The sequence below is a fragment of the Flavobacterium sp. N3904 genome (assembly GCF_025947305.1).
Lineage (GTDB): Bacteria > Bacteroidota > Bacteroidia > Flavobacteriales > Flavobacteriaceae > Flavobacterium.
Window position 1 is genome coordinate 3,811,397 of the sequence record NZ_CP110009.1, and the last position, 23,993, is coordinate 3,835,389.

15 protein-coding genes are annotated in these 23,993 nt (G+C 34.6%); 13 read left to right on the forward strand and 2 right to left on the reverse strand.

Translation table 11 applies throughout. The features are described from left to right. Window positions 1-289: 289 nt before the first annotated feature. From OLM57_RS16160 to OLM57_RS16175, 4 genes are all read left to right on the forward strand, one after another. Window positions 290-1,069, forward strand: coding sequence for a tetratricopeptide repeat protein (locus tag OLM57_RS16160; protein ID WP_264564725.1), 780 nt, complete (start codon window positions 290-292; stop codon window positions 1,067-1,069). A 263-nt stretch (window positions 1,070-1,332) separates the two neighbouring features. Then, window positions 1,333-2,637: a hypothetical protein gene (locus OLM57_RS16165; protein WP_264564726.1), complete on the forward strand. Its 1,305-nt coding sequence runs from the start codon at window positions 1,333-1,335 to the stop codon at window positions 2,635-2,637. A 302-nt stretch (window positions 2,638-2,939) separates the two neighbouring features. After that, window positions 2,940-3,404: a hypothetical protein gene (locus tag OLM57_RS16170; protein ID WP_264564727.1), complete on the forward strand. Its 465-nt coding sequence runs from the start codon at window positions 2,940-2,942 to the stop codon at window positions 3,402-3,404. Window positions 3,405-3,458: 54 nt separating this feature from the next. Beyond that, entirely contained in the window at window positions 3,459-3,863 is a 405-nt protein-coding gene (locus OLM57_RS16175; RefSeq protein WP_264564728.1) for a hypothetical protein, read from the forward strand. A gap of 170 nt (window positions 3,864-4,033) precedes the next feature. Here OLM57_RS16175 and OLM57_RS16180 read toward each other — a convergent pair whose 3' ends face one another. Continuing rightward, window positions 4,034-4,810 carry an XRE family transcriptional regulator gene (locus OLM57_RS16180; protein WP_264564729.1) on the reverse strand — a complete coding sequence of 259 codons (777 nt, stop codon included), beginning with the start codon at window positions 4,808-4,810 and terminating at the stop codon, window positions 4,034-4,036. Window positions 4,811-4,895: 85 nt separating this feature from the next. On the opposite strand from OLM57_RS16180, the gene dinB reads away from it, so the two are divergent. The 7 genes from dinB to OLM57_RS16215 all read left to right on the forward strand — a co-directional run bounded on the left by dinB (window position 4,896) and on the right by OLM57_RS16215 (window position 19,640). Continuing rightward, on the forward strand, window positions 4,896-6,083 hold the full coding sequence (dinB, locus tag OLM57_RS16185; protein ID WP_264564730.1) for a DNA polymerase IV: 1,188 nt from the start codon (window positions 4,896-4,898) through the stop codon (window positions 6,081-6,083). Window positions 6,084-6,239: 156 nt separating this feature from the next. Further along, window positions 6,240-9,293 (forward strand): DNA polymerase III subunit alpha, encoded by a 3,054-nt coding sequence (locus tag OLM57_RS16190; RefSeq protein ID WP_264564731.1) that lies wholly within the window; start codon window positions 6,240-6,242, stop codon window positions 9,291-9,293. A gap of 41 nt (window positions 9,294-9,334) precedes the next feature. Further along, the gene (locus OLM57_RS16195; RefSeq protein WP_264564732.1) at window positions 9,335-10,702 is read left to right on the forward strand and encodes an exonuclease domain-containing protein; all 1,368 of its coding nucleotides are present in this window, start codon (window positions 9,335-9,337) and stop codon (window positions 10,700-10,702) included. 1,833 nt (window positions 10,703-12,535) lie between these two features. Beyond that, the gene (locus OLM57_RS16200) at window positions 12,536-14,812 is read left to right on the forward strand and encodes a DUF4157 domain-containing protein (RefSeq protein WP_264564733.1); all 2,277 of its coding nucleotides are present in this window, start codon (window positions 12,536-12,538) and stop codon (window positions 14,810-14,812) included. Window positions 14,813-15,503: 691 nt separating this feature from the next. After that, window positions 15,504-17,150, forward strand: a complete 1,647-nt coding sequence (locus OLM57_RS16205) for a serine hydrolase domain-containing protein (protein WP_264564734.1) — start codon at window positions 15,504-15,506, stop codon at window positions 17,148-17,150. A gap of 601 nt (window positions 17,151-17,751) precedes the next feature. Then, complete coding sequence (locus OLM57_RS16210; RefSeq protein WP_264564735.1) at window positions 17,752-18,450, forward strand: DUF1826 domain-containing protein; 699 nt, start codon at window positions 17,752-17,754, stop codon at window positions 18,448-18,450. A 344-nt stretch (window positions 18,451-18,794) separates the two neighbouring features. Beyond that, a complete protein-coding gene (locus tag OLM57_RS16215) occupies window positions 18,795-19,640 on the forward strand; it encodes an RteC domain-containing protein (protein ID WP_264564736.1) in 846 nt (281 codons plus the stop codon). A gap of 63 nt (window positions 19,641-19,703) precedes the next feature. On the opposite strand, the gene OLM57_RS16220 is transcribed toward OLM57_RS16215, so the two are convergent. After that, complete coding sequence (locus OLM57_RS16220; RefSeq protein ID WP_264564737.1) at window positions 19,704-20,060, reverse strand: hypothetical protein; 357 nt, start codon at window positions 20,058-20,060, stop codon at window positions 19,704-19,706. Between the two features lie 381 nt (window positions 20,061-20,441). On the opposite strand from OLM57_RS16220, the gene OLM57_RS16225 reads away from it, so the two are divergent. Together OLM57_RS16225 and OLM57_RS16230 are read left to right on the forward strand one after the other, a co-directional pair. Further along, window positions 20,442-22,010 carry a tetratricopeptide repeat protein gene (locus OLM57_RS16225; protein ID WP_264564738.1) on the forward strand — a complete coding sequence of 523 codons (1,569 nt, stop codon included), beginning with the start codon at window positions 20,442-20,444 and terminating at the stop codon, window positions 22,008-22,010. Between the two features lie 1,574 nt (window positions 22,011-23,584). Beyond that, complete coding sequence (locus OLM57_RS16230) at window positions 23,585-23,872, forward strand: helix-turn-helix domain-containing protein (RefSeq protein WP_264564739.1); 288 nt, start codon at window positions 23,585-23,587, stop codon at window positions 23,870-23,872. The last annotated feature ends 121 nt before the right edge of the window (window positions 23,873-23,993 follow it).

Consider the following 23,993-nt stretch of genomic DNA (forward strand, 5'->3'; position numbering starts at 1 on the left):
GAAAAAAGAATCTTCGAAAAACAAAATAATCTATAAAATTAGTAACATCGCATTTATTATGATTGTGTTTTTGATGTGTGTCTACATTTTGAGTTGTTTAGACTAAAATGCACTATCGCCAACACACGCTACAAGCAATTTGGGGATTTGGCTTAATGGAAAAATGGTTTTGTATTTGGATCCCGATAGCTATCGGGATTGGCAAATCCGAAAATAGGGTTTAATTTAGTCCCAAACCCGCTGTAGTAGCGGGACGTTATATGATATGCTCCCACAAAAACCTGCTAAAATGAAACAAAACCTCTTAATTTTTATTTCTCTTTTGATTTTTCAACTAACATTTGGACAAAGTGCAGATGAATTAAATCAACAATCAAAAGCATTAGTGCAACAAGGAAAATATGATGAAGCTTTCCCAATTTTAAAAAAATCAGCTGAATTAGGAAATGCTGAAGCTCAATATAATTTGGGATATTTTTTGCAAAACGGAGTAGCTGGAATTAAAAACGAAAAAGAAGCTATCGAATGGTATAAAAAATCATCTGACAATGGTTTTAATGATGGACATTATGCATTGATGATGGCTTATGGTAATGGACAAGGAATCGAACAAAACTCTGAAAAGGCTTTTGAATATGCTCTGAAATGTGCAAACAATAATGACGCTACTTGTATGTGGAATATTGTAGATTGTTATCTGACAGGAAATGGAGTAAAAGCTGACACATCAAAATTCAAAGAATGGATAATAAAACTTGCCAAACTCCCCAATCCTGAAAATCTTGCGCTGAGCGGAAATATAACTTCCGCAAGATTAGAATTAGCCAACTTTTATGGAAACGGAAAATATTTTGAAAAAGATATTTATCAAAGCTATTTATGGTACTTAATCTACAATGAATCAAAAATTGATTTTAGTATTTTAAAACAGGAAGAAGCTATTAAAGACATCAAAGAACTTGAGAAAAGTTTATCTAAAGAACAAATCGAAAAAGCACCAAAAGATGCTCAAATATTGTTAGGACGAAAGCTGGACAAAGTAAGTGAACTTTACAAAAACTCTCTCTAATAAGCACATCATATAACACACGCTACAAGCAATTTGGGTATTAGGCTTAATTAAAAGTTGGTTTTGTATTTGGGTCCCGATAGCTATCGGGATTGCTTCGCCTGTTCGTCCCGATAATTATCGGGACTCGGGTGGCAAATACGAAAATAGGGCTTAATTTAGTCCCAAACCCACTGCAGTGCCAGAACGTTATATACCATTTTAGGACGACACCTCAACCATAAATCAAACAACTAAAAATAAAATTACAAATTGGACAAATTATGACAACCAAAATAAAAAAAATGCAATTTGCGAGACTTATTTTATTGACGATTATAACTTTTAGTGTTATACAAGACAGTATTGCGTGCAGTGGATATAAAATTACAATTGGCAACAGAACATTTTTCGGAAGTAATCACGATGCTTGGTTTACAACACCTCATATTTGGTTTGAAAACGCAACTATAGATAGATACGGTGCAGCATTTACAGGAGCAAGATTTGACGGAGAAAACGGATACGCACCGCAATCAGGAATGAATGAAATGGGTCTCGCATTTGAAAGACTTGTCGCATACCACCCAAAACAAAAAAGCTTTGCAAACAGAAAAACCATATCCAACCCGACAAAATATTTGAAAGACATTTTACACAATTGCAAAACAGTAGAAGAGGTACAGGAATATATCAGCAAATATGACCACAGCTATTTTATCGAAGATGTTTTTATTTACGTTGACAAATCCGGTAAATATTTAATTGTAGAGCCATACAAATTGACTATCGGTAGTAAACCAACATACGTTATATCCAACTTTTGTCCTTCCATAACTCCAGAACAAAATGCTAATAAACTTGACAGGTACCGAAACGGTGTAGCATTTCTGAAGAACGGCATTGACACTACATTAGAGTTCTGCACCGCATTGTCAGACAAAATGCACGTTTGCAGAAAAAAAATTGGAGATGGAACTTTACTCTCATCTATATGGGACTTAAATAGAGGGAAGGTGAATTTGTATTTTTATCACGACTATAAGACAACTGTGCAATTCAACCTAAGTGAAGAATTAAAAAAGGGCGACCATATTATTGCGATAGAAACACTATTCCCGAATAACCCTGAATTTGAACAATTACGCAATTACAAAACCCCAAAAGACAGCATTTTAATAGGAGTATTTATAGTTGCTTCTGCTGGATTTTTTTTACTGACTTCGATATTCTTTCTAATTCAGTATTTCAGAAAGAGAGAGAGTAAAAAGTATTCTTATGTTCAACTATTACTGTTTCCAATTGGTCTAATTTTGTTCTATTATATGTATGTATTAAGCGGACCTGTTAACGTTTTCTACTTTCCTGCACCTTATAAAGACCCGACAAATATTTTTATAAGTTTAACCTCATACATTCCATTTCTACTGCTACTACTTATACTGCCTTTTTCTATGATTAATTACAGACTAATAAAAGAGAAAAATTGGAGTGTACTTGCCAAGTGGCTACTTACCTTAAACAATCTTATTTACATTATACTAATCGGACTATTTTTCTATTGGAGATTTTATGACATTTTCAACTAACAGACAGAATGAAAAAAAAAAGGCATATAACAGCTACATCAGATTTGGGCAATAAGCTTAATGGAAAGTCGGTTTTGTACTTGTGTCCCGATAGCTATCGGGATTGTTTTGCCTATTCGCTATCGCTCGGGTGTTTCGTCTATTCATCCCGAAAATTATCAGTACTCAGGTGCCAAATTCGAAGAATGCACTTAATTTAGTCCCAAAGCCATAATACCAGAACATCGGCAGAAATTGACACTCAAAACGAAAAAAAGCGAACAATTTTCTTAAAGATCTTTAAAGTAATAATTTGAAATAAAATGGAAAACAAAATAAATATTCCAAAACCTTGCAATCAAAATTGGAATTCAATGACACCAAATAAGAATGGAAAATTTTGTAATTCTTGCAATAAAACAGTTGTGGATTTTACAAAAATGGAGAATCTTGAAATTCAAAAATATTTGATTGAAAATTCAAGTAAAGAAAGCATTTGTGGTCATTTTAAATTTAATCAAATTGAAACTAAAAATAGTATCAAATATTCTAATTTGAGAAATCGAATTAGCCGAATTAAAATTAAACCGATTAAAAAAGTTGCATTATTTTCCTTGAGTATTCTTTTTACTTTATCAAGTTGTATGGGAAAAGCAGTAATAGATGGGGAACCAGCGGTAATTGAAAATGATACAATTAATGAAAATGAAGTTATTAAAAAAGAACAGTATACAGAAAAACAGAATGATTCTATAAAAAGTAAAATTATTCAAGTAAAGAAGAAATAACGCATACAAAAGCTAGTTGAAAAGAAGTTTCAACCAAAAATTAATACAATCATTATGAAAACCAACTTAATATTCAAATCTAGTTTTATTATTTATCGATTTATATTGATAGTAAGTGTTCCTCTCTTTTTTACGGCAGAATTTCTAGTTGGAGCTGGAGGCCATAATAGTGACCCTAATAATACAAATTATCTTTTTTATCTTTTTGCAATAATCACTTCAGTTCTTTTAACAATCTTTAAACAAACTGATAAAACTAAATTTAAATTAAAAAAATCACTTTGTTATAGTAATAGTATTTTAGTTTTAATAAGTAGTGTTTATGTAATATATGAATTAATCGAAATGATTCAAGAATACAGTTTTTTAACTGAAGAGACTATAACAATAGCATTGGTGATTACATTTGCAATAATAAATTTGACACTATTATATGGATTATTTAGAGATAAAATTTAACCAACATAATACTTTTTTAGTAAACAAAAAAAGTTAGAAACGTAAAGCGAAATCTGTAAAGCAGTAGCGTGAAAGTTGAATTTTGTTGACAGAAACTTGGAAACCAAAAATAGAAATTTAAAAATAATACACCAGCTCTTCGAGGTCTCATCTAGCCTAACAACCATCCATTATGCTTGAGAATTCGTTTGTTCCTTAATTACCGAAACTTCCCGTTTCAATTCCAATAAAATTTCTCGTAAACTTTCAATTTCTGTTACTGGTTCTTTCTTATCCGTTCGTCCAATATTACATTCGAATTCCCAAATTTCTAGAATTTCAGAAAACTTAACTTCATAATTGGGGTAGAATCGATTATCCGATTCCAGAACCAAAGCATTTTTTTTATTTTTATTCAAACGCTTATAAACCATCCCTTGGTTTTTAGTAATCAATATATACGTTTTGCCGTCCTGCACCTCCCCTAGCCTTTCAACATAGCGACCAACAATAATAGAACCTTCCTCATGCGGTGGCATAGAATCGCCTTCAACTGGAAATCCTCGATGTTTTCCTGGTCCCAAAAAGGGTAAAGAAATTTGCTGTAAACTTTCAATATATTCGGGATCGGCATAGCCACTCAAATAACCGGCTTTCACTTTTTGAGTTACAATTTCAATAACATTCTCCCCAATGGTATCAACTTGAATGGGTAATATCAATCGGTTGTTTTCTAATTTAATTAAATCCTGAATGTCTATTTTACGCACATCAACAGCTAACAATAAATCAATACTGATGTGAAAATGATGAGCAATTTTCTTCAAAATATCATAAGGAGCTTCTGAGGTTCCATCTTCATATTTAACATACCTCCCTCTGGTAATTCCCAACTGCTCCGCTAATTTTTCTTGGGAGATTTTATCCTTAATGCGCAGCGTTCTGATATTGTCTGAAAATAACGACATAGTGATTTTGTTATAATTTGTAACAGCAAATATACAAAATAATGTTAGTATCTGTACTAATTTTGTAACCTATAAAATTAGTAAAATGGCTAGGGCAATTGTACATCTCGATATGAATACTTTTTTCGTTTCCTGCGAAAGAATCACTAATTCTCAATTAGAAGGTATTCCGCTAATTATAGGCGGCGGTGACCGTGGTGTAGTCGCATCCTGTTCCTATGAAGCACGCCGTTTTGGTGTGCGTTCCGCTATGCCTATAAACATGGCTTTAAAGCTTTGTCCACAAGCCAAAGTGATGAAAGGAGATATGGAATTATACTCAAAATTCTCGCATACTATTACCGAAATTATTCAAGAGAAAGCACCTATAGTGGAGAAAGCCAGTATCGATGAGTTTTATTTAGACATTACCGGAATGGATAAATTTTATGGCAGTTATAAATGGACAGATGAACTCGCTAAAACGATTACAAAAGAAACAGGTTTGCCCTTAACTTTTGCCTTATCCGTTAATAAAACGGTTTCAAAAATTGGCACTGGTGAAGGAAAGCAAAAGCAAAATCTAGAAATACCAGAGCACTTGGTAAAGGCATTTTTAAATCCATTATCCATTCAAAAAATCCCAATGGTGGGTGATGTAACTTTTAGGTTATTATCAAGAATTGGAATTCGAACAATACAAACACTCTCTGAGATGCCAGCTGAGGTCCTTCAACAAATGATTGGTAAAAACGGTGTGGAGATTTGGAAAAAAGCAAATGGAATAGACAACAATCCGGTAGAACCCTACACGGAAAGAAAATCAATATCAACCGAACATACTTTCTCTCAAGACACTATTGATTTAATCAAATTAAAATCAATTTTAATAGGAATGGTCGAAAAACTAGCTTTTCAACTGCGTTCAGAACAATGGCTAACTTCAACTATAGTGGTCAAAATACGATACGCCAATTTTGATACCGAAACGAAGCAATGCAAAATTGCTTATACTTCAGCAGATCATGTACTCACCAAAAACGTAATGGAGCTTTTCGACAAATTATACCAAAGACGAATGAGATTGCGATTAATTGGCATTCGTTTTAGCGGTCTGGTGAGAGGAACCTATCAAATCAATCTGTTTGAGGATACCGAAGAAATGTTGGCACTCTATGAAGCAATGGACAAAATGAAAAGCCGCTATGGATTTGATGCCGTAATGCGTTGTGCCGGCGCATCCTTTAAACCCAACACCAAAGACGAAATTTTAAGAAGACTCCCCAAACCCTAACCCTTAAACCTTAAACAATTAAACAAATAAACCCTTAAACATTAAACAATTTAAACCTTAAACCTTAAACCTTAAACAATTTAAAACCTTAAACCTTAAACAATTTAAAACCTTAAACCTTAAACCTTAAACAATTTAAACCCTTAAACAACTCCCATGTACCTCAACTGCCACTCCTTCCACTCCCTCCGTTACGGCACCATTCCCCTCAATGATCTTATAGGGCAAGCTGTTACTTGTGGAGTAAAAGCAATGGCATTAACGGATATTAATACCGTAACTGGCATTTATGCTTTTATCAAAAGCTGTGATGCTGTAGGGATTAAACCGCTTGTGGGTATCGAATTCCATTCTGAAAATAAAATGCGTTACATCGGTTTAGCCAAAGACGCAAGTGGACTGGCAGAAATGAATCGTTTTTTAACAGCTCATAACTTCAGCGGAGAACCATTACCAAAGCAAGCACCAGAATTCGTTTCTGTTTTTATAATCTACACCATAGAAAATGCACCACTTTCGCTACGAGAGAATGAATACATTGGTATTCGCCCCGAAGAATTGCCCAAACTTTTTGCTGCAGAACTTAAAAGTAAAATAGCCAAAATGGTCGTGTTGCAACCAGTGACTTTTAGAACAAAAAAGGAATTCAATCTACATAAAATTTTAAGGGCAATTGATTCCAATATCATTCTATCAAAACTAACAGAAGCCGACTATTGCAAAACCACTGAAGTCCTAAAACCGTTAGAAGAACTTTTAACTCATTATACGGTATATCCCGAAATTATTGCCAATACAGAAAATGTAATTGAACAATGCAATTTCAAATTTGAATTCAATACGCCTAGAAATAAAAAATACTATACCAACAATCGTCAAAGCGATATCGAATTACTAACTTCTTTGGCCCATCAGGGCATGTTATGGAGGTATGGGAAAAAAAATACAGAAGCAAAAGCAAGAGTTGCAAAAGAACTCAAAGTCATTGACCAATTAGAATTCAGTGGGTACTTTCTAATAACCTGGGATATTATTCGCTACAGCAACAGCCGCGGTTTCATGCACATTGGTCGTGGAAGCGGTGCCAACAGTATCATTGCCTATTGTTTAGGTATTACTGATATATGCCCTTTGGAACTAGATCTGTATTTTGAACGGTTTCTAAATGAAAATCGAAAAAGCCCACCTGATTTTGATATTGATTGGAGTTGGAAAGAACGGGATGTAATCCTGGAATACATCTTCAATCGGTATGGCAAAGAAAATGTGGCTTTTTGTGGTACCAATGTCGAATTCAAATACCGTTCAATTTTCAGAGAAGTGGGTAAAGTTTTCGGTCTTCCAAAAGAGGAATTAGATATGTTGGCTAAAAACCCCATGAAATTGCATGATAAGAACCACATTGTAAAGTTGGTACAAGAGTATGGAATGTTACTGGAGAAATACCCCAATCAACGAAGTATGCATTCCTGTGGCATTATAATTTCCGAAGAACCGATAACAAATTACACACCTCTTGAGTTGCCTCCAAAAGGATTTCCAATTGTGCTTTTTGATATGCATGTCGCCGAAGATATTGGTTTTGAAAAGTTCGATATTTTAAGCCAACGAGGAATTGGCCATATTGATGATACGGTCAAACTGATTGAAAAAAACAAAGGGATTCGGGTAAATATTCGCGATACATCAATTTCAAAAAATGAAGCATTAGCCAATAATTATTTGGCTCAAGGCAAAACGATTGGTTGTTTTTATATCGAAAGTCCAGCAATGCGGGGTTTATTAAGAAGACTCAAATGTGATAATTACAAAACATTGGTGGCAGCTTCTTCTATCATTCGCCCGGGAGTAGCCAAATCAGGAATGATGAAAGAATACATTTTCCGCCACAACAACCCATCTAAATTTGAGTATTTCCATGAGGTGTTCAAACAGCAATTGGGCGAAACCTACGGAATTATGGTGTACCAAGAAGATGTTATCAAAATAGCATTACACTATGGAGGTTTACCTGCTGCAGACGGAGATATTCTAAGACGTGCCATGTCTGGCAAAGGACGTTCGCTTGCAGCGTTACAAAAAGTGAAAGACAACTTCTTTGCATCATGCGCTCAAAAAGGACATCCGCCTAACCTTAGCGAAGAAATATACCGTCAGATTGAATCATTTGCAGGGTATTCATTTTGCAAAGCGCATTCAGCATCCTATGCAGTTGAAAGCTATCAAAGTTTATACTTAAAAGTCTATTATCCTGTAGAATTCATGGTAGCAGTAATTAACAACCAAGGAGGATTTTACAGAACAGAAGTCTACGTCCATGAAGCAAGAATGGCAGGTGCTACAGTTCACAATCCTTGTGTAAACAAAAGTACTTTCGAAACGAATCTCTACGGTACTGATATCTATTTAGGTTTTATGCACGTTCTTAGTTTAGATAGTAAAATGGCTCTATTTATTCAATCCGATAGAGAAAAAAACGGAAACTTTATTTCTTTAGAAGACTTTATAAATCGCATTCCAATGGGAATAGAAAGCATTAAAACATTAATATTCATTGGTGCTTTTCGGTTTACCAATCAAACGAAGAACCAACTTTTAGTAATTGCTAGTCTATTGCTTAATAATTTAAAACCGGAGAATAAAAATTTGATGCTGATACAAGAACCAGTGAAAGAGTTTAAACTCCCAAATTTGGAACGCTCCCTACTCGAAGATGCTTTTGATGAAATTGAATTATTGAGTTTTCCAGTATCATGTACTGTTTTTGAATTGCTTCAAACGAAGTATCGTGGTGATATTATGGCAAAAAATTTAGCCATTCATCACAAAAAGCAAGTCAAAATGTTAGCCTATCTCATCTCGAGAAAACAAGTGCCAACGATAAAAGGAAATATGTATTTCGGCACTTGGATAGATTATGAAGGCACGTATTTTGACACCGTACATTTTCCTGATAACCTATTACAGTTTCCTTTTCAAGGTGGTGGATGTTATTTGTTATTGGGAATTGTCGAAGTAGATTATCATTTTCCAACTGTTACGATTTCAAAAATGGCGAAGATGCCATTTGTCCCAGATCCACGTTATATGGATGCCAAAGACCAATATAGAACCCAACAACAGATAAGGGAGGATATAAGTGGAACCGACAGAGAACCATATCCACAAGCACATGAAATTAATTTGCCAAGACACCGAATGAATGCTTAAATAATGCACGAACAGGATGAAATTCACGTTATACAATAGAGATGAAAAAGATAGAATACGCTATAGTAGATATTGAAACCACGGGAGGAAATGCCCGTGGCAGTCGCATTACAGAAATTGCAATTATCATCCATAATGGTACTGAAGTAATAGAACGCTATGAAACATTGGTCAATCCACAAAAAGAAATCCCAATTGCTATTTTTGCGCTAACGGGCATCAATAACGAATTGGTAAAGAATGCACCCATATTTGATGACATTTCCGAAAGAGTTTTAGAATTACTGACAGACCGAATATTTGTAGCTCATAATGTTAATTTCGATTACTCATTCGTTCGGCACCAATTAGAAGAATCGGGCTTTAAGTGGACGGCAAGAAAATTATGTACGGTTCGCGCAGCAAGAAAGATTAAGCCAGGACTAGCATCATACAGCTTAGGCAGACTTTGTAACTCTTTAAATATAGTTTTAGAAAACAGACACCGTGCTGGTGGTGATGCAGAGGCAACAGCTATACTATTTGCACTATTATTAAAATGGGATGAAGAAAAAGTAATAGAACAAATGCTCAAAAAAACAGCACAAGACCAACGTTTACCTCCAAATCTACCTCCTGATGATTTTAATCAATTACCTGAAAAACCTGGTGTTTATTATTTCTATAATGAGTTCAAAAAAGTGATCTACGTAGGTAAAGCAATAAATATAAAAAAACGGGTGACTACACATTTCACTGGTCATAGTGTAAATGCTCAAAGACAAAACTTTTTACGTGACATTCATTCCATTTCATTTGAAATTTGTGCTACCGAACTAATGGCATTAATACTGGAATGTACCGAAATCAAAAAACTTTGGCCAGCATACAATCGAGCATTAAAAAAGTACGAACCCAAATTTGGCTTATACCAATACGAAGCCAGAAATGGATATAAATATCTAGGAATTGGCAAAGTAACAAAGTTCCAATCGAACATAGAGCATTTTAGCAGTTTGTATGAGGGTATAAATGTACTACAAAGCTTGGCAAGACAATTTGAAATTGATTATCGCTTTTGCAAATACGACACCACTACTTCCAAAGGTATAATACAGGAACAGCAGGAAATAAATTTACCTGAAATTGAAAATCATAATGAAAAAGTTGAAAACGCATTGGAGTTTTTAAAAAGCAATAAACAGAGTTTTGGTATAATAGACAAAGGCAGAACTGAAGAAGAACGCAGTTGTATTTGGGTTGAAAACGGACACTTTTACGGGATGGGATATTTTTCAATCGATGAAGCCATAACCGAACCCTCAGACTTAAAACATAACGTCACTTTATACAAAAGCAACAAATACATCATGGAGTTAATCTATAAATATGTAGAGAAAAATCCACGTAAAATGTATTTTAACCTGTAGGGTGCAATTATTAAAAACGTCAGTTCGAGTGTTTTTTGTGGAGTAAAACGCAACAAAAAATGTATTTTAACCTGTAGGGCGCAAGTATTAAAAACGTCAGTTCGAGTGTTTTTTTGTGGAGTAAACGGAACAAAAAATGTATTTTAACCTGTAAGGTGCAATTATTAAAAACGTCAGTTTGAGTGCTTTTTGTGGAGTAAACGGAACAAAAAATGTATTTTAATCTGTAGGGTGCAAGTATTAAAAACGTCAGTTCGAGTGTTTTTTTGTGGAGTAAACGGAACAAAAATTGTATTTTAACCTGTAGGGCGCAATTATTAAAAACGTCAGTTCGAGTATTTTTTGTGGAGTAAACGGAACAAAAAATGTATTTTAACCTGTAGAGCGCAAGTATTATAAACGTCAGTTCGAGTGTTTTTTGTGGAGTAAACGGAACAAAAATTGTATTTTAACCTGTAGGGCGCAAGTATTATAAACGTCAGTTCGAGTATTTTTTGTGGAGTAAAACGTAACAAAAAATGTATTTTAACTTGTAGGGCGCAATTATTATAAACGTCAGTTCGAGTGTTTTTTTGTGGAGTAAAACGTAACAAAAAATGTATTTTAACCTGTAGGGCGCAAGTATTAAAAACGTCAGTTCGAGTGTTTTTTGTGGAGTAAAACGTAACAAAAAATGTATTTTAACCTGTAGGGCGCAAGTATTAAAAACGTCAGTTCGAGTGTTTTTTGTGGAGTAAAACGGAACAAAAAATGTATTTTAACCTGTAGGGCGCAAGTATTATAAACGTCAGTTCGAGTGTTTTTTTGTGGAGTAAAACGTAACAAAAAATGTATTTTAACCTGTAGGGCGCAAGTATTAAAAACGTCAGTTCGAGTGTTTTTTTGTGGAGTAAACGGAACAAAAAATGTATTTTAACCTGTAGGGCGCAAGTATTATAAACGTCAGTTCGAGTGTTTTTTGTGGAGTAAAACGTAACAAAAAATGTATTTTAACCTGTAGGGCGCAAGTATTAAAAACGTCAGTTCGAGTGTTTTTTGTGGAGTAAAACGTAACAAAAAATGTATTTTAACCTGTAGGGCGCAAGTATTAAAAACGTCAGTTCGAGTGTTTTTTGTGGAGTAAAACGTAACAAAAAATGTATCGAGAACCGTTTTTAATGAAATAGTACTAGAATAAAATGGAATTATAACTTTTATAAAAATCAATTCTATTCACTAAATTTGACAGTATTACAATTTAATGATTTGGCATATGTGGTACCATACCGAACAAATCCCAATCGCGTATTTCTACACGAACGAAGTGAACTTACGAAGTAATCAGTGCCCATACAGTAGATCAACTATCTAAAACATCCGAGGCTTTAGTCAAACTGACAAAGTAAACCCAATCACAAGGATTTGCACTCAAACGAAGGAAAGTGAAAAAGTAATCCATGCATACACAGTAATTAGACAACCAGTACCCCCCGCTCCCTAAATCAATTCAAAATAATTCGATTTCTATTTTGTAAGGATTAATATGTATATTTGATTTCAGGAAAGAGTTTGTAAAGCACGCTTATACACCATTTTTTGGGTGGATGTGTGAGTACGTAACATATATACTGTTTATAACTCGTTGGGTGCAATTATTAAAAACGTCAGTTCGAGTGTTTTTTGTGGAGTAAAACGTAACAAAAAATGTATCGAGAACCGTTTTTAATGAAATTTTTCTTGTTCTCGATACGATTTTCTTCCGAAATTACTTGAACTGACGAAAAGTTATCATAAAGATCTAATTGCACCCAACGGGTTGTTTATAGGCAATTTTAACAGATAATACATTGCAAAATGAATACACATGCTGACAAAACATCCGATAACAAAAGCCTGGCTGTTGCTAACAGTTTACCAAAACAGCAAAGCAGTAGCGAATCTGCTATTCAGTTTGTAAACAACAGACCAGAAGCGATTGCGCAAAGAAAACTTCAAGAAGCTATTAACAATAGCCCTCGGGTACAGCAATTCAAGGCCTATCAGCAAATTGCAAATAGCAGCGCACAGGTAAAACAACTTAGAGCATATCAAGCGATGGCTGATAATTTCACCTCTCAAACTGCACAACAAAAAGAAAACGTAGAAGAAGAAACAGGGCAAGGAAAATTTGAACCCATACAGAAAAAAGAAAACAATACTGGCTTGCCTGATAATTTAAAATCAGGTATTGAAAACATTTCTGGTTATTCAATGGATGATGTAAAAGTGCATCGCAACTCAGGTAAACCTGCTCAATTACAAGCTCACGCTTATGCACAGGGAACGGATATTCATCTAGCACCTGGACAAGAAAAACACCTACCTCATGAAGCATGGCATGTGGTACAGCAGAAGCAAGGGAGAGTAAAACCCACCATACAGAAGAAGAGAGATCTTACTATTAATGATGATGCCGGTTTGGAGAAAGAAGCGGATGTGATGGGTTCGAAAGCCCAGGGTTTTAACAATTCTAATTTGGACACAAATAAAAAGTTAAGTCTCAAGACTAATTCTTCTGCGCTCAATTCAAATAGCAATTCGATACACCAAAGAGTTCGATTCTCCAATTCGAATAGTTTCTACAGAGCCCCCATCGATCCCAATCTCCTTCCATTAGAGCTTAAGAAAGATTTTATGGATCATTATAAAGCGGATCAAGATGCAATTTTTATGACAAAACTTTCACCAAAAACAAGAGCTTGGGTAGCAGAAAATTCTAGAATACCTGGTGCACCTGCACAAGTAGGCGAATTAGTATGGGTTGAAGTTGGGGCTGCTGATTGGCAAAGCATTACCACAGGAGCAGAAGCAGGCAGTTTAGAAGGAATATCAGCCCCAAAGGTGGAACAACTCTCCCAAGAACATTTTGCCTTACAATCAGATATTATGAATGAGTTGGATCACTTGGTTTCAGCGATAGATGCTCCTAATCGCAAACAAGTGTACCGTCTGGGAACCGTTGAAATAAATTTTGCTGATGGAAACCCGACTTTTACTATGGGAGCTCCTGTTTTAGTAGTTCCTTCGGGTGTTGCTAATGGATATTTTTTAGTTAGCGAAAACAATGATATTAAACAAAATATAGCTACAAATGTTCGCAACACCCTCACTACATCCGATCAGTTGAAATATATTCAACAAAATGAATTAGTTAACCAAGAATGGAAAATTATAGTCGATGTAGATTTCTATTATGAACGCCCGTCAAATTCTATTGGCTTTCATAAAGATACTGTTGGCCGATCGCTATTCGTTAACTTGAATTTCAACAATCTTGATCATGAATTGGTTGGACCAGAATACATACTTAATCCTCCCGCTATCCAAGAACACGACCAACACATTGGCAATAAGTTGCCAGATGAATTTAAAAAAGATTTGGCTAGAGAAAGAAAAAGAATTCCTACTCCTACAGAAATTCAAGGAACAAGGATACCAAAAAGGGGAATGGTAAGTTTTGTTGACGAGATGATTCACCATTCAACCCCTTTCATTGGACATCGTGGAATTTCAAAAAACAAACTTATAGATATTGCTAGAAAAGCAAAAACTTCTTATAGGCTCAAAACATTAATTCGTGGCACGTCAAAAGCCAAAGGAAACGATCGAGTTTTCTTAAGCGATTATATTGGTATGGATGCAGGGCTCATACATACGCTGTTTACCCGTGTCATAAATGACTCGGTTCCAACTGGCTATATTAGTACCAAGCTGAAAGATAATCCAGACTTTGTTGCTTTGATGAATCTAAATTGCAATAAACATGACTATGAGCTGCTTGAAAATTTATCAGCAACCGATCATCCTTTGTATTCTACAGATGAACTGTATCAAGCTGGTGTGCGCGTTCAATTTTTACAATCCATAATAAAAGTATTTAATATACATGAATTAGATACCGTTTCTTTAGCTGGTTGTGAAGATCATTGTGATCTTGATGCCAATATAGCAACTCATAAAATTATGCCGCCACATGCCCCTCGACTGACCCGAAGCATGAGTTTTGACTTAGATCATGGGTTACTTCCACCTCCCGCCCCAGTAAAGCGACAATTCCTTCGAACATGGGTTCAAGCAATTCGAAGAGTGTAGGTAGTTTGGTTCAAAGCATTACATTAACTTAAGATATTCAAAATTATAAGAAGTTTGACAAATAAAATCACCTCCTCTATATATTTATTATACCCTTCTGGCGAGAGCGTCCCGCTCGTGACCAAATGTGCTCACGAAGGAACAAAAACACAAAATTCATGGTAGATTTCTTCGGACTTACTATGTGTCTCTTTTGTAAAAAAAGTAATATAAATAATATCAAGCGATAATACTAAGCAATAACTTCCCCCAATATAGTCGTTCCGACGGACTAGGAATCTCCATTACTAGAACCCGATTGCAAATTTGCACACGAACGAAGTGAACTTACGAAGTAATCCGTGCCCTAACAGTAGATCAACTACCTAAAACACTCGGGGTTTTGCCTAACTGACAAAGCAAACCCAATCACAAGGATTTGCACTCAAACTATGTAAAGTGAAGAAGTAGTCAAAGCATACACAGTAATTAGATAACCCAGTTCCTCCTCTTTTACGGAATCATGCAATAATCCTATTGATATTTTGTAAGGATTAATATGTATATTTGATTTTAAGAAAGTATGTATCAAATACAGATATACTGGTTACCTCCATTTTAACGCACGAAACTGCTAAAATCACAATCACAAAAAAAACAATCATCACATTTAACAATCATCAAAAATCATCAATCAAAATCATCAAAATCAATGAAATCAAAAATCACTACTTTAGCATTAAGTGTGCTGACATACTTGAATGTGTCTGGACAAACAAACGAATTTATAAAAAGCGATAGCATAATTTATCCAATTCACAAATCAAATATTGGTAAAATTGTCTTTATGGGACAAGCAATTGCAATTGAAAACTTTAAAGAAACCGATTTTCAAAAATCATTTGAATTAAAAGAGAAAACCGATTTAAATATCAGAGTTTTTTTAGACAAATCTTTGACAAATTATCTTCATTTGCTGTCACCTCAATCAACAGTTGAAGAACTATCTAAAAACGGGAATTATCAATTTACATTTAGTATTGACGGCAAAAAAATTTATGTTGAAAACCTAAATAGTGGAGCTGGAAGTGCAGAAAGCAAAAATCAGAAAACAATTTTCAGAGTTCCATTAATAAGTTCTACCAACGAAGATTCCTGGGGTAAATTTCTTTGGAATAGATTTATCGGCAATGGCGGACAAGAATCATTATCAGAGGGAGAACATCTACTGAAAATTGAAATCAGACCCTATTTAAAACGGACCGAAGTGTTGACAGGAAACATAATTGCCGAAGGACAAATAAAAATTATAGTTCCAGAAATTAAAATCGATGAAAAACTGGTCAAAGTTCAATCGATAAAGCCAATTAAAGAGTGGCAGATTTCCACAGAAGAAATTGATGTCACTAAAATTGAAGAATTAAACCGAAAAATTGCAAAGAAAACCTATAAAAATATTACCAGTATTATTGTAATAAAAGAGGGGAAAGTTCTAATTGAAGAGTATTTCAATGGAGTAAATAGAAATACACTTCATGACACACGTTCTGTAAGTAAATCATTTGCATCCACTCTTTTAGGCATGGCAATCAAAGACAAATACATAAAAAGTGAAACGCAAACTTTAAAAGAATTTTACGACCTAAAATCCTTTCAAAACTATTCTACAGCAAAAGACAGTATTACTTTAAAAAGTTTACTGACAATGAGTTCAACTTTTGAAGGTTCCGATATGAATTCTGAATCACTTGGCAACGAAGAAAATATGTATCCTACCAAAAATTGGGTTGCCTTTACATTAAATCTTCCTGTTGACAAAACAAAACAGGCTGATAAACAATGGGATTACTTTACGGCAGGCTGCATAGTATTGGGGGACATAATTGATAAATCTGTACCAAATGGCTTAGAAAAATATGCTGACAAAAATTTATTTCAACCTTTGAACATAGTAAAATACAAATGGCAATTCACACCTCAAAAAGTAGCAAATACAGCAGGAAGTTTGCAATTAAGTTCATTGGATTATGCTAAATTCGGGCAATTATACAAAAATCAAGGAACTTGGAATGGAAAGCAAATTTTATCACAAGAATGGATAGAAAAAAGTTTGTCACATCAAATGACAATAGCAGAGAATGAATTTTATGGTTATCTGTTTTGGAATAAAACGTACAAAATAAATGGCTTGGATTATGAAGTTTACTATTCCAGCGGAAATGGTGGTAATAGAATTTTTATTTTCAAAGACCAACCAATTGTACTGGTAATTACCTCGATAGCATACAATACGCCATACGGTGAAAAACAAATTGAAAAGATAATGCAGGAATATTTGATACCAGCAATAACGAAATAACAAAATAACGGCAGTTAACAAAATGATTTTGCATTTGGGATGATTTACTTCGCCTATTCCCTGCTCTCCGAAGTCTCCTGACTTCGGAGTTCTTTTTTTAAGTATCGGTAATTACAATACAAACACTTCCCTAGCGATTTATAATAAAATTAGTTGGTTCTTCAAAGTCATTTTAATAAATATGGAAAATCAGCTCTTCGAGCTCTCCTGACCTCACAGCTATAATTGTTATTTCATTGCTTTTCTAATGCTATTTTAAATCCATCCCATTTTTAAAAACGGCAGGTAGCAATCTCCCACCTTCGTCAATACGTTTCAGGAGAAAGGATTGTTGGATCTAATAAGTGTAAAGTAAAAAAATACAATTTATAGGTTTAAAAAATAGTACCCCAGCGCTAAGAGACTTCAATGGTTTTAATCAATTATCTATCGATAGGAACCCCAAAACCTGATCGCGCGAATTTGTAATCCGTGCACCTGATCGCGCGGATTTGTAATCCGTGCCCAAACAGTAGATTAACTTTGATAAAAAATTAGCTCGATGACACTGAATTACATAATTTTGTAGTGCATTAAATAACTGGCTTCTTGATATCATACTATGGGTAATACATTTTCTGTCAGCAGCCAAATTGGAATAGTATCCACTTTTTCTGAACTAGTAAATATCAATTTTAATGGAGAAATGAATGCACTATGCTGGTACCGAAATTTGGAAGGCGATTTTGCAGCGATTGTAGGTAAACCGCAGATAAAAGAAAATATAACGGAAGTTTACCCTAAAAATCTATTGGCACTCCAACTATCAGAAAAGGGGATTATAGCAAGGGAAATTATCTTAAATGATTTACGATTATTAGCCGATTTCGGCGCTTCCCCCTCTCTTAATTTACTTAAATGTTATGATCGGGATGATGAATTTGATTTCATATCCACTGATGTGTATTCATACCATGTTGATCGCTCGCCCATTGCAACGGATACTTTTTTATGTACCTATCACGGTATGGCAAGTGACATTATTTCTAATGAACAAGCGGAGCAAAAAATTCTAATTCTTGCAATTCGAAAAAAGCTTAAAGAGCTACATAATGGACCATTGGAGGAATTTGAAAACTTTTTGAAGGAAAATTATTTTGATTTGCATTATCAGGCGCAACCTCATGCAGTGCCTATTAATTTAGGATTAGGCCATCTTTGGCGCCTGGCGGTGGATCATCCAAAACAACAGGTCCTACCTTGTATTCACAGAGCACCAATAGAAAATGAAGGAGAATATCGTCTATTACTGATTTGCTAAACAAGGAATTGCATACCCATGCTAGCGCGAGCGTCCCGATCGTGAACACTTTGCCTTCTTTGCTCTTTCTTCTTTACTCTTTCTTCTTTACTCTTTCTTCTTTACTCTTTCTTCTTTACTCTTTCTTCTTTTACTCCTTCGTCTTTGCTCTTTCTTCTTTGCTCTTTTTTCTTTGCTCTTTCTTATTTACTCCTTTGTCTTTACTCTTCTATGCAATTCGGGAATATCGCTATTCAATTCGGGAATCACACAGAGCAATATTTGTAACCCCAATATCCATCAAATAGATTTGCCCCCCGATTCATTTACCGAATCGGTCCATTTGTAAATCTAAAAAAGCACTAATGAAATTGTTTGCTGAATCATTGCTGTCAGAACTGGAACAACAACTAAAGTTTATCCATCTGGAAACAGAAAACCCTATAGAGGTATCGGAGCAGGCAATTAAGAGCTGCCTCGCCACCTTAGATAAATTGAAGACTTTTTCCATCAAATATAAATTCCCCAACAAGAAAGAGGAAATCGAATTCTTTCGGGATATCAAACCAAAGTTTGTTAGCAAATTAATTTACTGCAACGAAATCTATAATATAGAAATCAAAAGCCCAATGGGTTCTAAAAAAACAATACGCTCACATTACAAAAGAGAGCTCGCTAAGTTAAAAATCTTTTTCAAGGAGAACCAAGAATTTTATCGTTACTACCGCACTGGCAACAACTACCTAGATGTCAGCTATTTCACACGTTTGAAATACGACCTTAAACTAATGTTGGACATCACCTATTTTCAGGCTGATCATCGCTTCACTACATCCCATGACTACAAAGTGGCACAAATATTAGCCAACCAAGAGATAAGAATTTTTCTGGAAGAACAAATTGAAAAATTAAAAAGAAAGCCAATAAAAGCACAACTATCTTCCCTACATCATAAAGGTCCAAAATGGACAGGATCAAAAGTAGAACTGATCGAATTAATTTACGCACTTCATGCAGAAGGTGTCTTCAATAATGGTAAATCAGGACTCAAAGAAGTCGCAACAGTTTTTGCATCAGCATTCAACATTGATTTAGGACAGTTCAACAGGGTCTTTCTCGAAATCCGAAACAGAAAATCCGACAGAACAAAATTTCTGAATACACTCAAAAACAAACTCATTATCCGTATGGATGATGCAGATGAAAATTAAAAGAGGCTACTCATTTAAGTAGCCTCTTATCTTTATAAAATTTGCGCAAAGTTTTATAAACACTTAATCTTTTTGATCTGATCCTTCAATACTACAAGTAAAATGGGTTACAAATTTCAACCAATCAGGATCAATATCGATCCCCGTTTTAGTCAAATAAGGCATGTTCCGTTCCAAACTATTTGTCGCAGGATAAGACAAGAATAATTCATTCGGAATCCGACCACAGGTCACAAAGATCTTCGTGCTGTTCATTAATATTTCATTATCATTTATGGAATTATAACTGATCTTATTTTTAGAAACTATACTCGCTTGAGTAATACCCAATCCCAAAGAGGCATTGGCACTATAAGAATCAAGTAAAAATATAAAAGCAAAAAAAACTAAAGCGACTGGACATAAATTGATTTTTTTCATTGTAGTTAATGTTTTAAATGTTACTGATAATTGTTTTAATCAGTTCATTTCTCCCGGGGTAATCTGAACAGTGTTGGTGTTGGCAATGCTCATAACAAAACCATTTGAATTCAGGGCAAAACTAATAGCCAATTTTGCCTCCCACAAGCCAACAACTGTTCGATTCCGGAATCAACACTATGCAATTCTCGAATTGAATACAAACCTTTTTTGCAACAAACAGCGACAATTCAAGAAGTTAGTTTCGGAGATAAAAAAAATTATATACTAGGGTAATTCTTGCACTTAATAATTTATTTTAGCTGTTTTTATTTTACAATGAACGGAACCTTAAACCGGTAATCTTGCATTTTCAAATCAGCAAAATCCAATCTCAGAAATATGACAAAAAAATACCTACTCATACTATGGCTATGTTTGTATAATTGTACACAGGCACAACACAGGAATTTTGCCATTCCGGACAGTCTTTGCGGTAAAGGCTATGAATATTTTAGCAAAAACATACTTTATCAGGAAAAAGACAGTCTTAAAGAAAAACGGTATGCAGTATCATGGTTAGCAAAGGCCAAACTGGAAAAAAACTTCAGTCAAATGGTATTGGCCTATAAAGCCTTACTTTATATAAACAATAAAAAAGTACAGCTTATCTATGCTGATAGCATGGCAACTGCCGCAAAACAAACAGCTGATACCGAATTAATTGGGTCGGCTTACATGACAAAAGGAATAGTGTATTATGAAAATAGAGAGCATATTAAAGCACTGGAAAACTTCCTGATAGCGGACGAATACAGTTCAAAAACAAACAACAAATACCTTATTTACAAAGTAAAATACGGTATTGGTCAGATCAAATATTATCTTGGATTTTACGATGAGGCAATTTCATTATTAAAAGAATGCGTCAACTATTTCAGGCAAGAAAATGAACGGGCTTATCTGAATTCACTGCATACTTTAGGTCTTTGTTACAACCGCATAGGTAAATATGAATTGTCTAGCCAGACCAATCAGTTGGGGCTTAGCGCTGGTCAAAGCTTCAAAAATTCAGAAATGCAATCGTATTTCATCCAGTCCGAAGGAGTGAACCAATATTTTAAACACAATTATAGTGATGCCATAAAGAAATTAACAACAACATTGCCTGCAGTAAAACATAATAAAGACTATGCAAACGAAACGGTGGCCTATTTTTATATTGGTAAAAGTTACTGGTCACAGAAGTTGGAAGAAAAAGCTGTACTCTACTTTAAAAAAGTAGATGACGCTTTCCAAAAACAAAATTACATACGTCCGGATTTGAGGGAAGCATACGAAGTATTAATCGATTATTATCAGCAACGAAACGACAAGAAACAAGAGTTATACTATGTCAGTACCCTTTTAAAAGTGGACAGATTGTTGTATAAAGATTTCAGATACCTTTCTGGAAAAGTATACAAAGAGTACAATACAAAAAAATTACTGCAAATTCAAAGAGATAATGAACAACACTGGGAAGTTATAGGATGTGTTATAATTATAATAATGACAATCACTATAGCTTTATTTGTGAATAGGCATTACAGAAATAAAAGGTTGTTCAAAGAATTGATGAATCGCAAACCAGAAACAATCTCATCGCCAACTTTCGAATGCACCGGCAAAGAAATAGAGCTGGAAATCAGTCCTGAAGTAGTGACAGGAATTCTGAAAAATTTGGAAAAATTTGAGCACAAAAAAAAGTACCTCGAAAAAGACATGACTTTGGCAAAAATAGCTTCCATAGTAAACACCAATACGAAATACGTTTCAAAAATCATTGCACGCTACCGCAACAAAGGCAGCATAGAATACATCAGCGATTTAAAAATTGATCATATTGTAGAATTACTCAAAAACGAAAACAAATACCGCAATTACACCAACAAGGCACTGGGTGATGAAGCAGGCTTCGGTTCCACTTAAAACTTCACACGGGCATTCAAAAACCGAACAGGCCTCTCTCCCACTTATTTCATCACTGAATTAAAAAATCAACAATAGAAATCAACTCATAAAAATGTCTCCTTCCATGTCCCAATATTTTTGCAAAAAATATAAGGACTTGTTTTTTCTTTTAAACCAAGTTAAATCGAAGATACAGAGAACTCCACTTTTAATAAAAATTAAGTGAGCTAAATGTATCAACAAACACCTCTAATAATAGAAACCACTGACCTAATGAAAACGTCTTCCCCTCGCCCTTATATTTTTGTGCTAAAAATCACGATAAGGATTTGCGCACTGGCCGATGGGAGTGACCCCCTAGCGGAGCGGCTGGGGTCACGATAAGAAGATCCGTTCGATGATTTTTTGTGCAAAAATATTCAGGCTTGATCTTTTGTTTCTTTTGCATCAAGGCAAAAGAAAAATCTAGGGTCAAGATACGAAAATCTGTCGATGATTTTTGGAGTAAAAATATTCAGGCTTGAAATCGACGATTCATGAATACAAAAAAACAATATTAAACCATGTATATTTTTTGCTTCTTTTGAAATCAAAGATTCAGCAAACACCACTTATAAAAAATTTAAGCGAGCTAAAAAATGAAAAAACTCCAAATAAAACAACAATGACCTAATGAAAAACGTCCTCTCACCGCCCTTATATTTTTGTGCTAAAAATCACGATAAGGATTTGCGCGCTGGCAGATGGGAGTGACCCCTTAGCGGAGCAGCTGGGGCCACGATAAGAAGATCCTGTCGATGATTTTTTGTGCAAAAATATTCAGGCTTGATCTTTTGTTTCTTTTGAAATCAAAGATTCACGAACTCCATTAAATCAATAATACAGGAGTAATCAAGACAAAAGAAAAAGATTTAGAATAACAAACGGTATTTCTTATGTATCAAGACAAATCGAAGATTCAGCGAACACCACTTAGAATAAAAATTAAGTGAGCTAAAAGAAAAGTGTTCCTATTTAATTAAAAATTTAATGCTTATACTTTTAATCTTCTATTACTTTTTCATCAAGACAAATCGAGGATTCAGCGAACACCTCTTAAACAAAAATCAAGTGAGCTAAAAGAAAAAATGCGATTAATAACCGTTCCTCCGCCGCCCTTATAGTTTTACTCCAGAAAATCACGGTAAGGATTTGCGCGTTGGTCGCAGGGAGTGACCCCCTGGCGAAGCGGCTGGGGTCACGATAGAAAAATCCTTTCCGAGGATTTTTGGTGTAAAAGTATTCAGGCTTGATCTTTTGTTTCTTTTGAAATCAAAGATTCACGAACTCCATTAAATCAATAATACAGGAGTAATCAAGACAAAAGAAAAAATATGCTTAATCAACAAAAAACATACAACAACCGTAAATACTTTACTTTTTGTTTCTTTTGAAATCAAAAATTCACGAACTCCAATAAATTAGTAACACGCTATTAATCAAAACAAAACACTTCATTGTAATAAAAAAATCTTCACAACTTGTGAACCACTTGTGATATAAAAACCACCAATACCTACAATTTTGTGCCATAACACTATAAAATAAAAATTATGGCAATCGAAATTCTTACCAAAGCAGACCTCTATGAATTCCGTAAATCTCTTTTAGAAGACATTAAAGAATTATTTAATGAAAAAAATCCGCACGCCAAAAAATGGCTAAAATCAACCGAAGTCAGGAAACTACTCAATATCTCCCCTGGAACACTCCAAAACTTCCGCATTAACGGTACACTAACCTACACCAAAATCGGCGGCACTATGTACTACGACAATCAAGACATCGATAAATTGCTGGAAAACAACAAAGTCAACACCATTCCTAATTTCTTTAAATAGACACTCCCATTCTCCTCCCGATAGCTATCGGGATTGGAGAGGTGCCCGTAGGGTGGGGTGGTAAAACTAAAACCGAAAACTCACAACTCACAACTCACAACTCACAACTCACAACTCATAA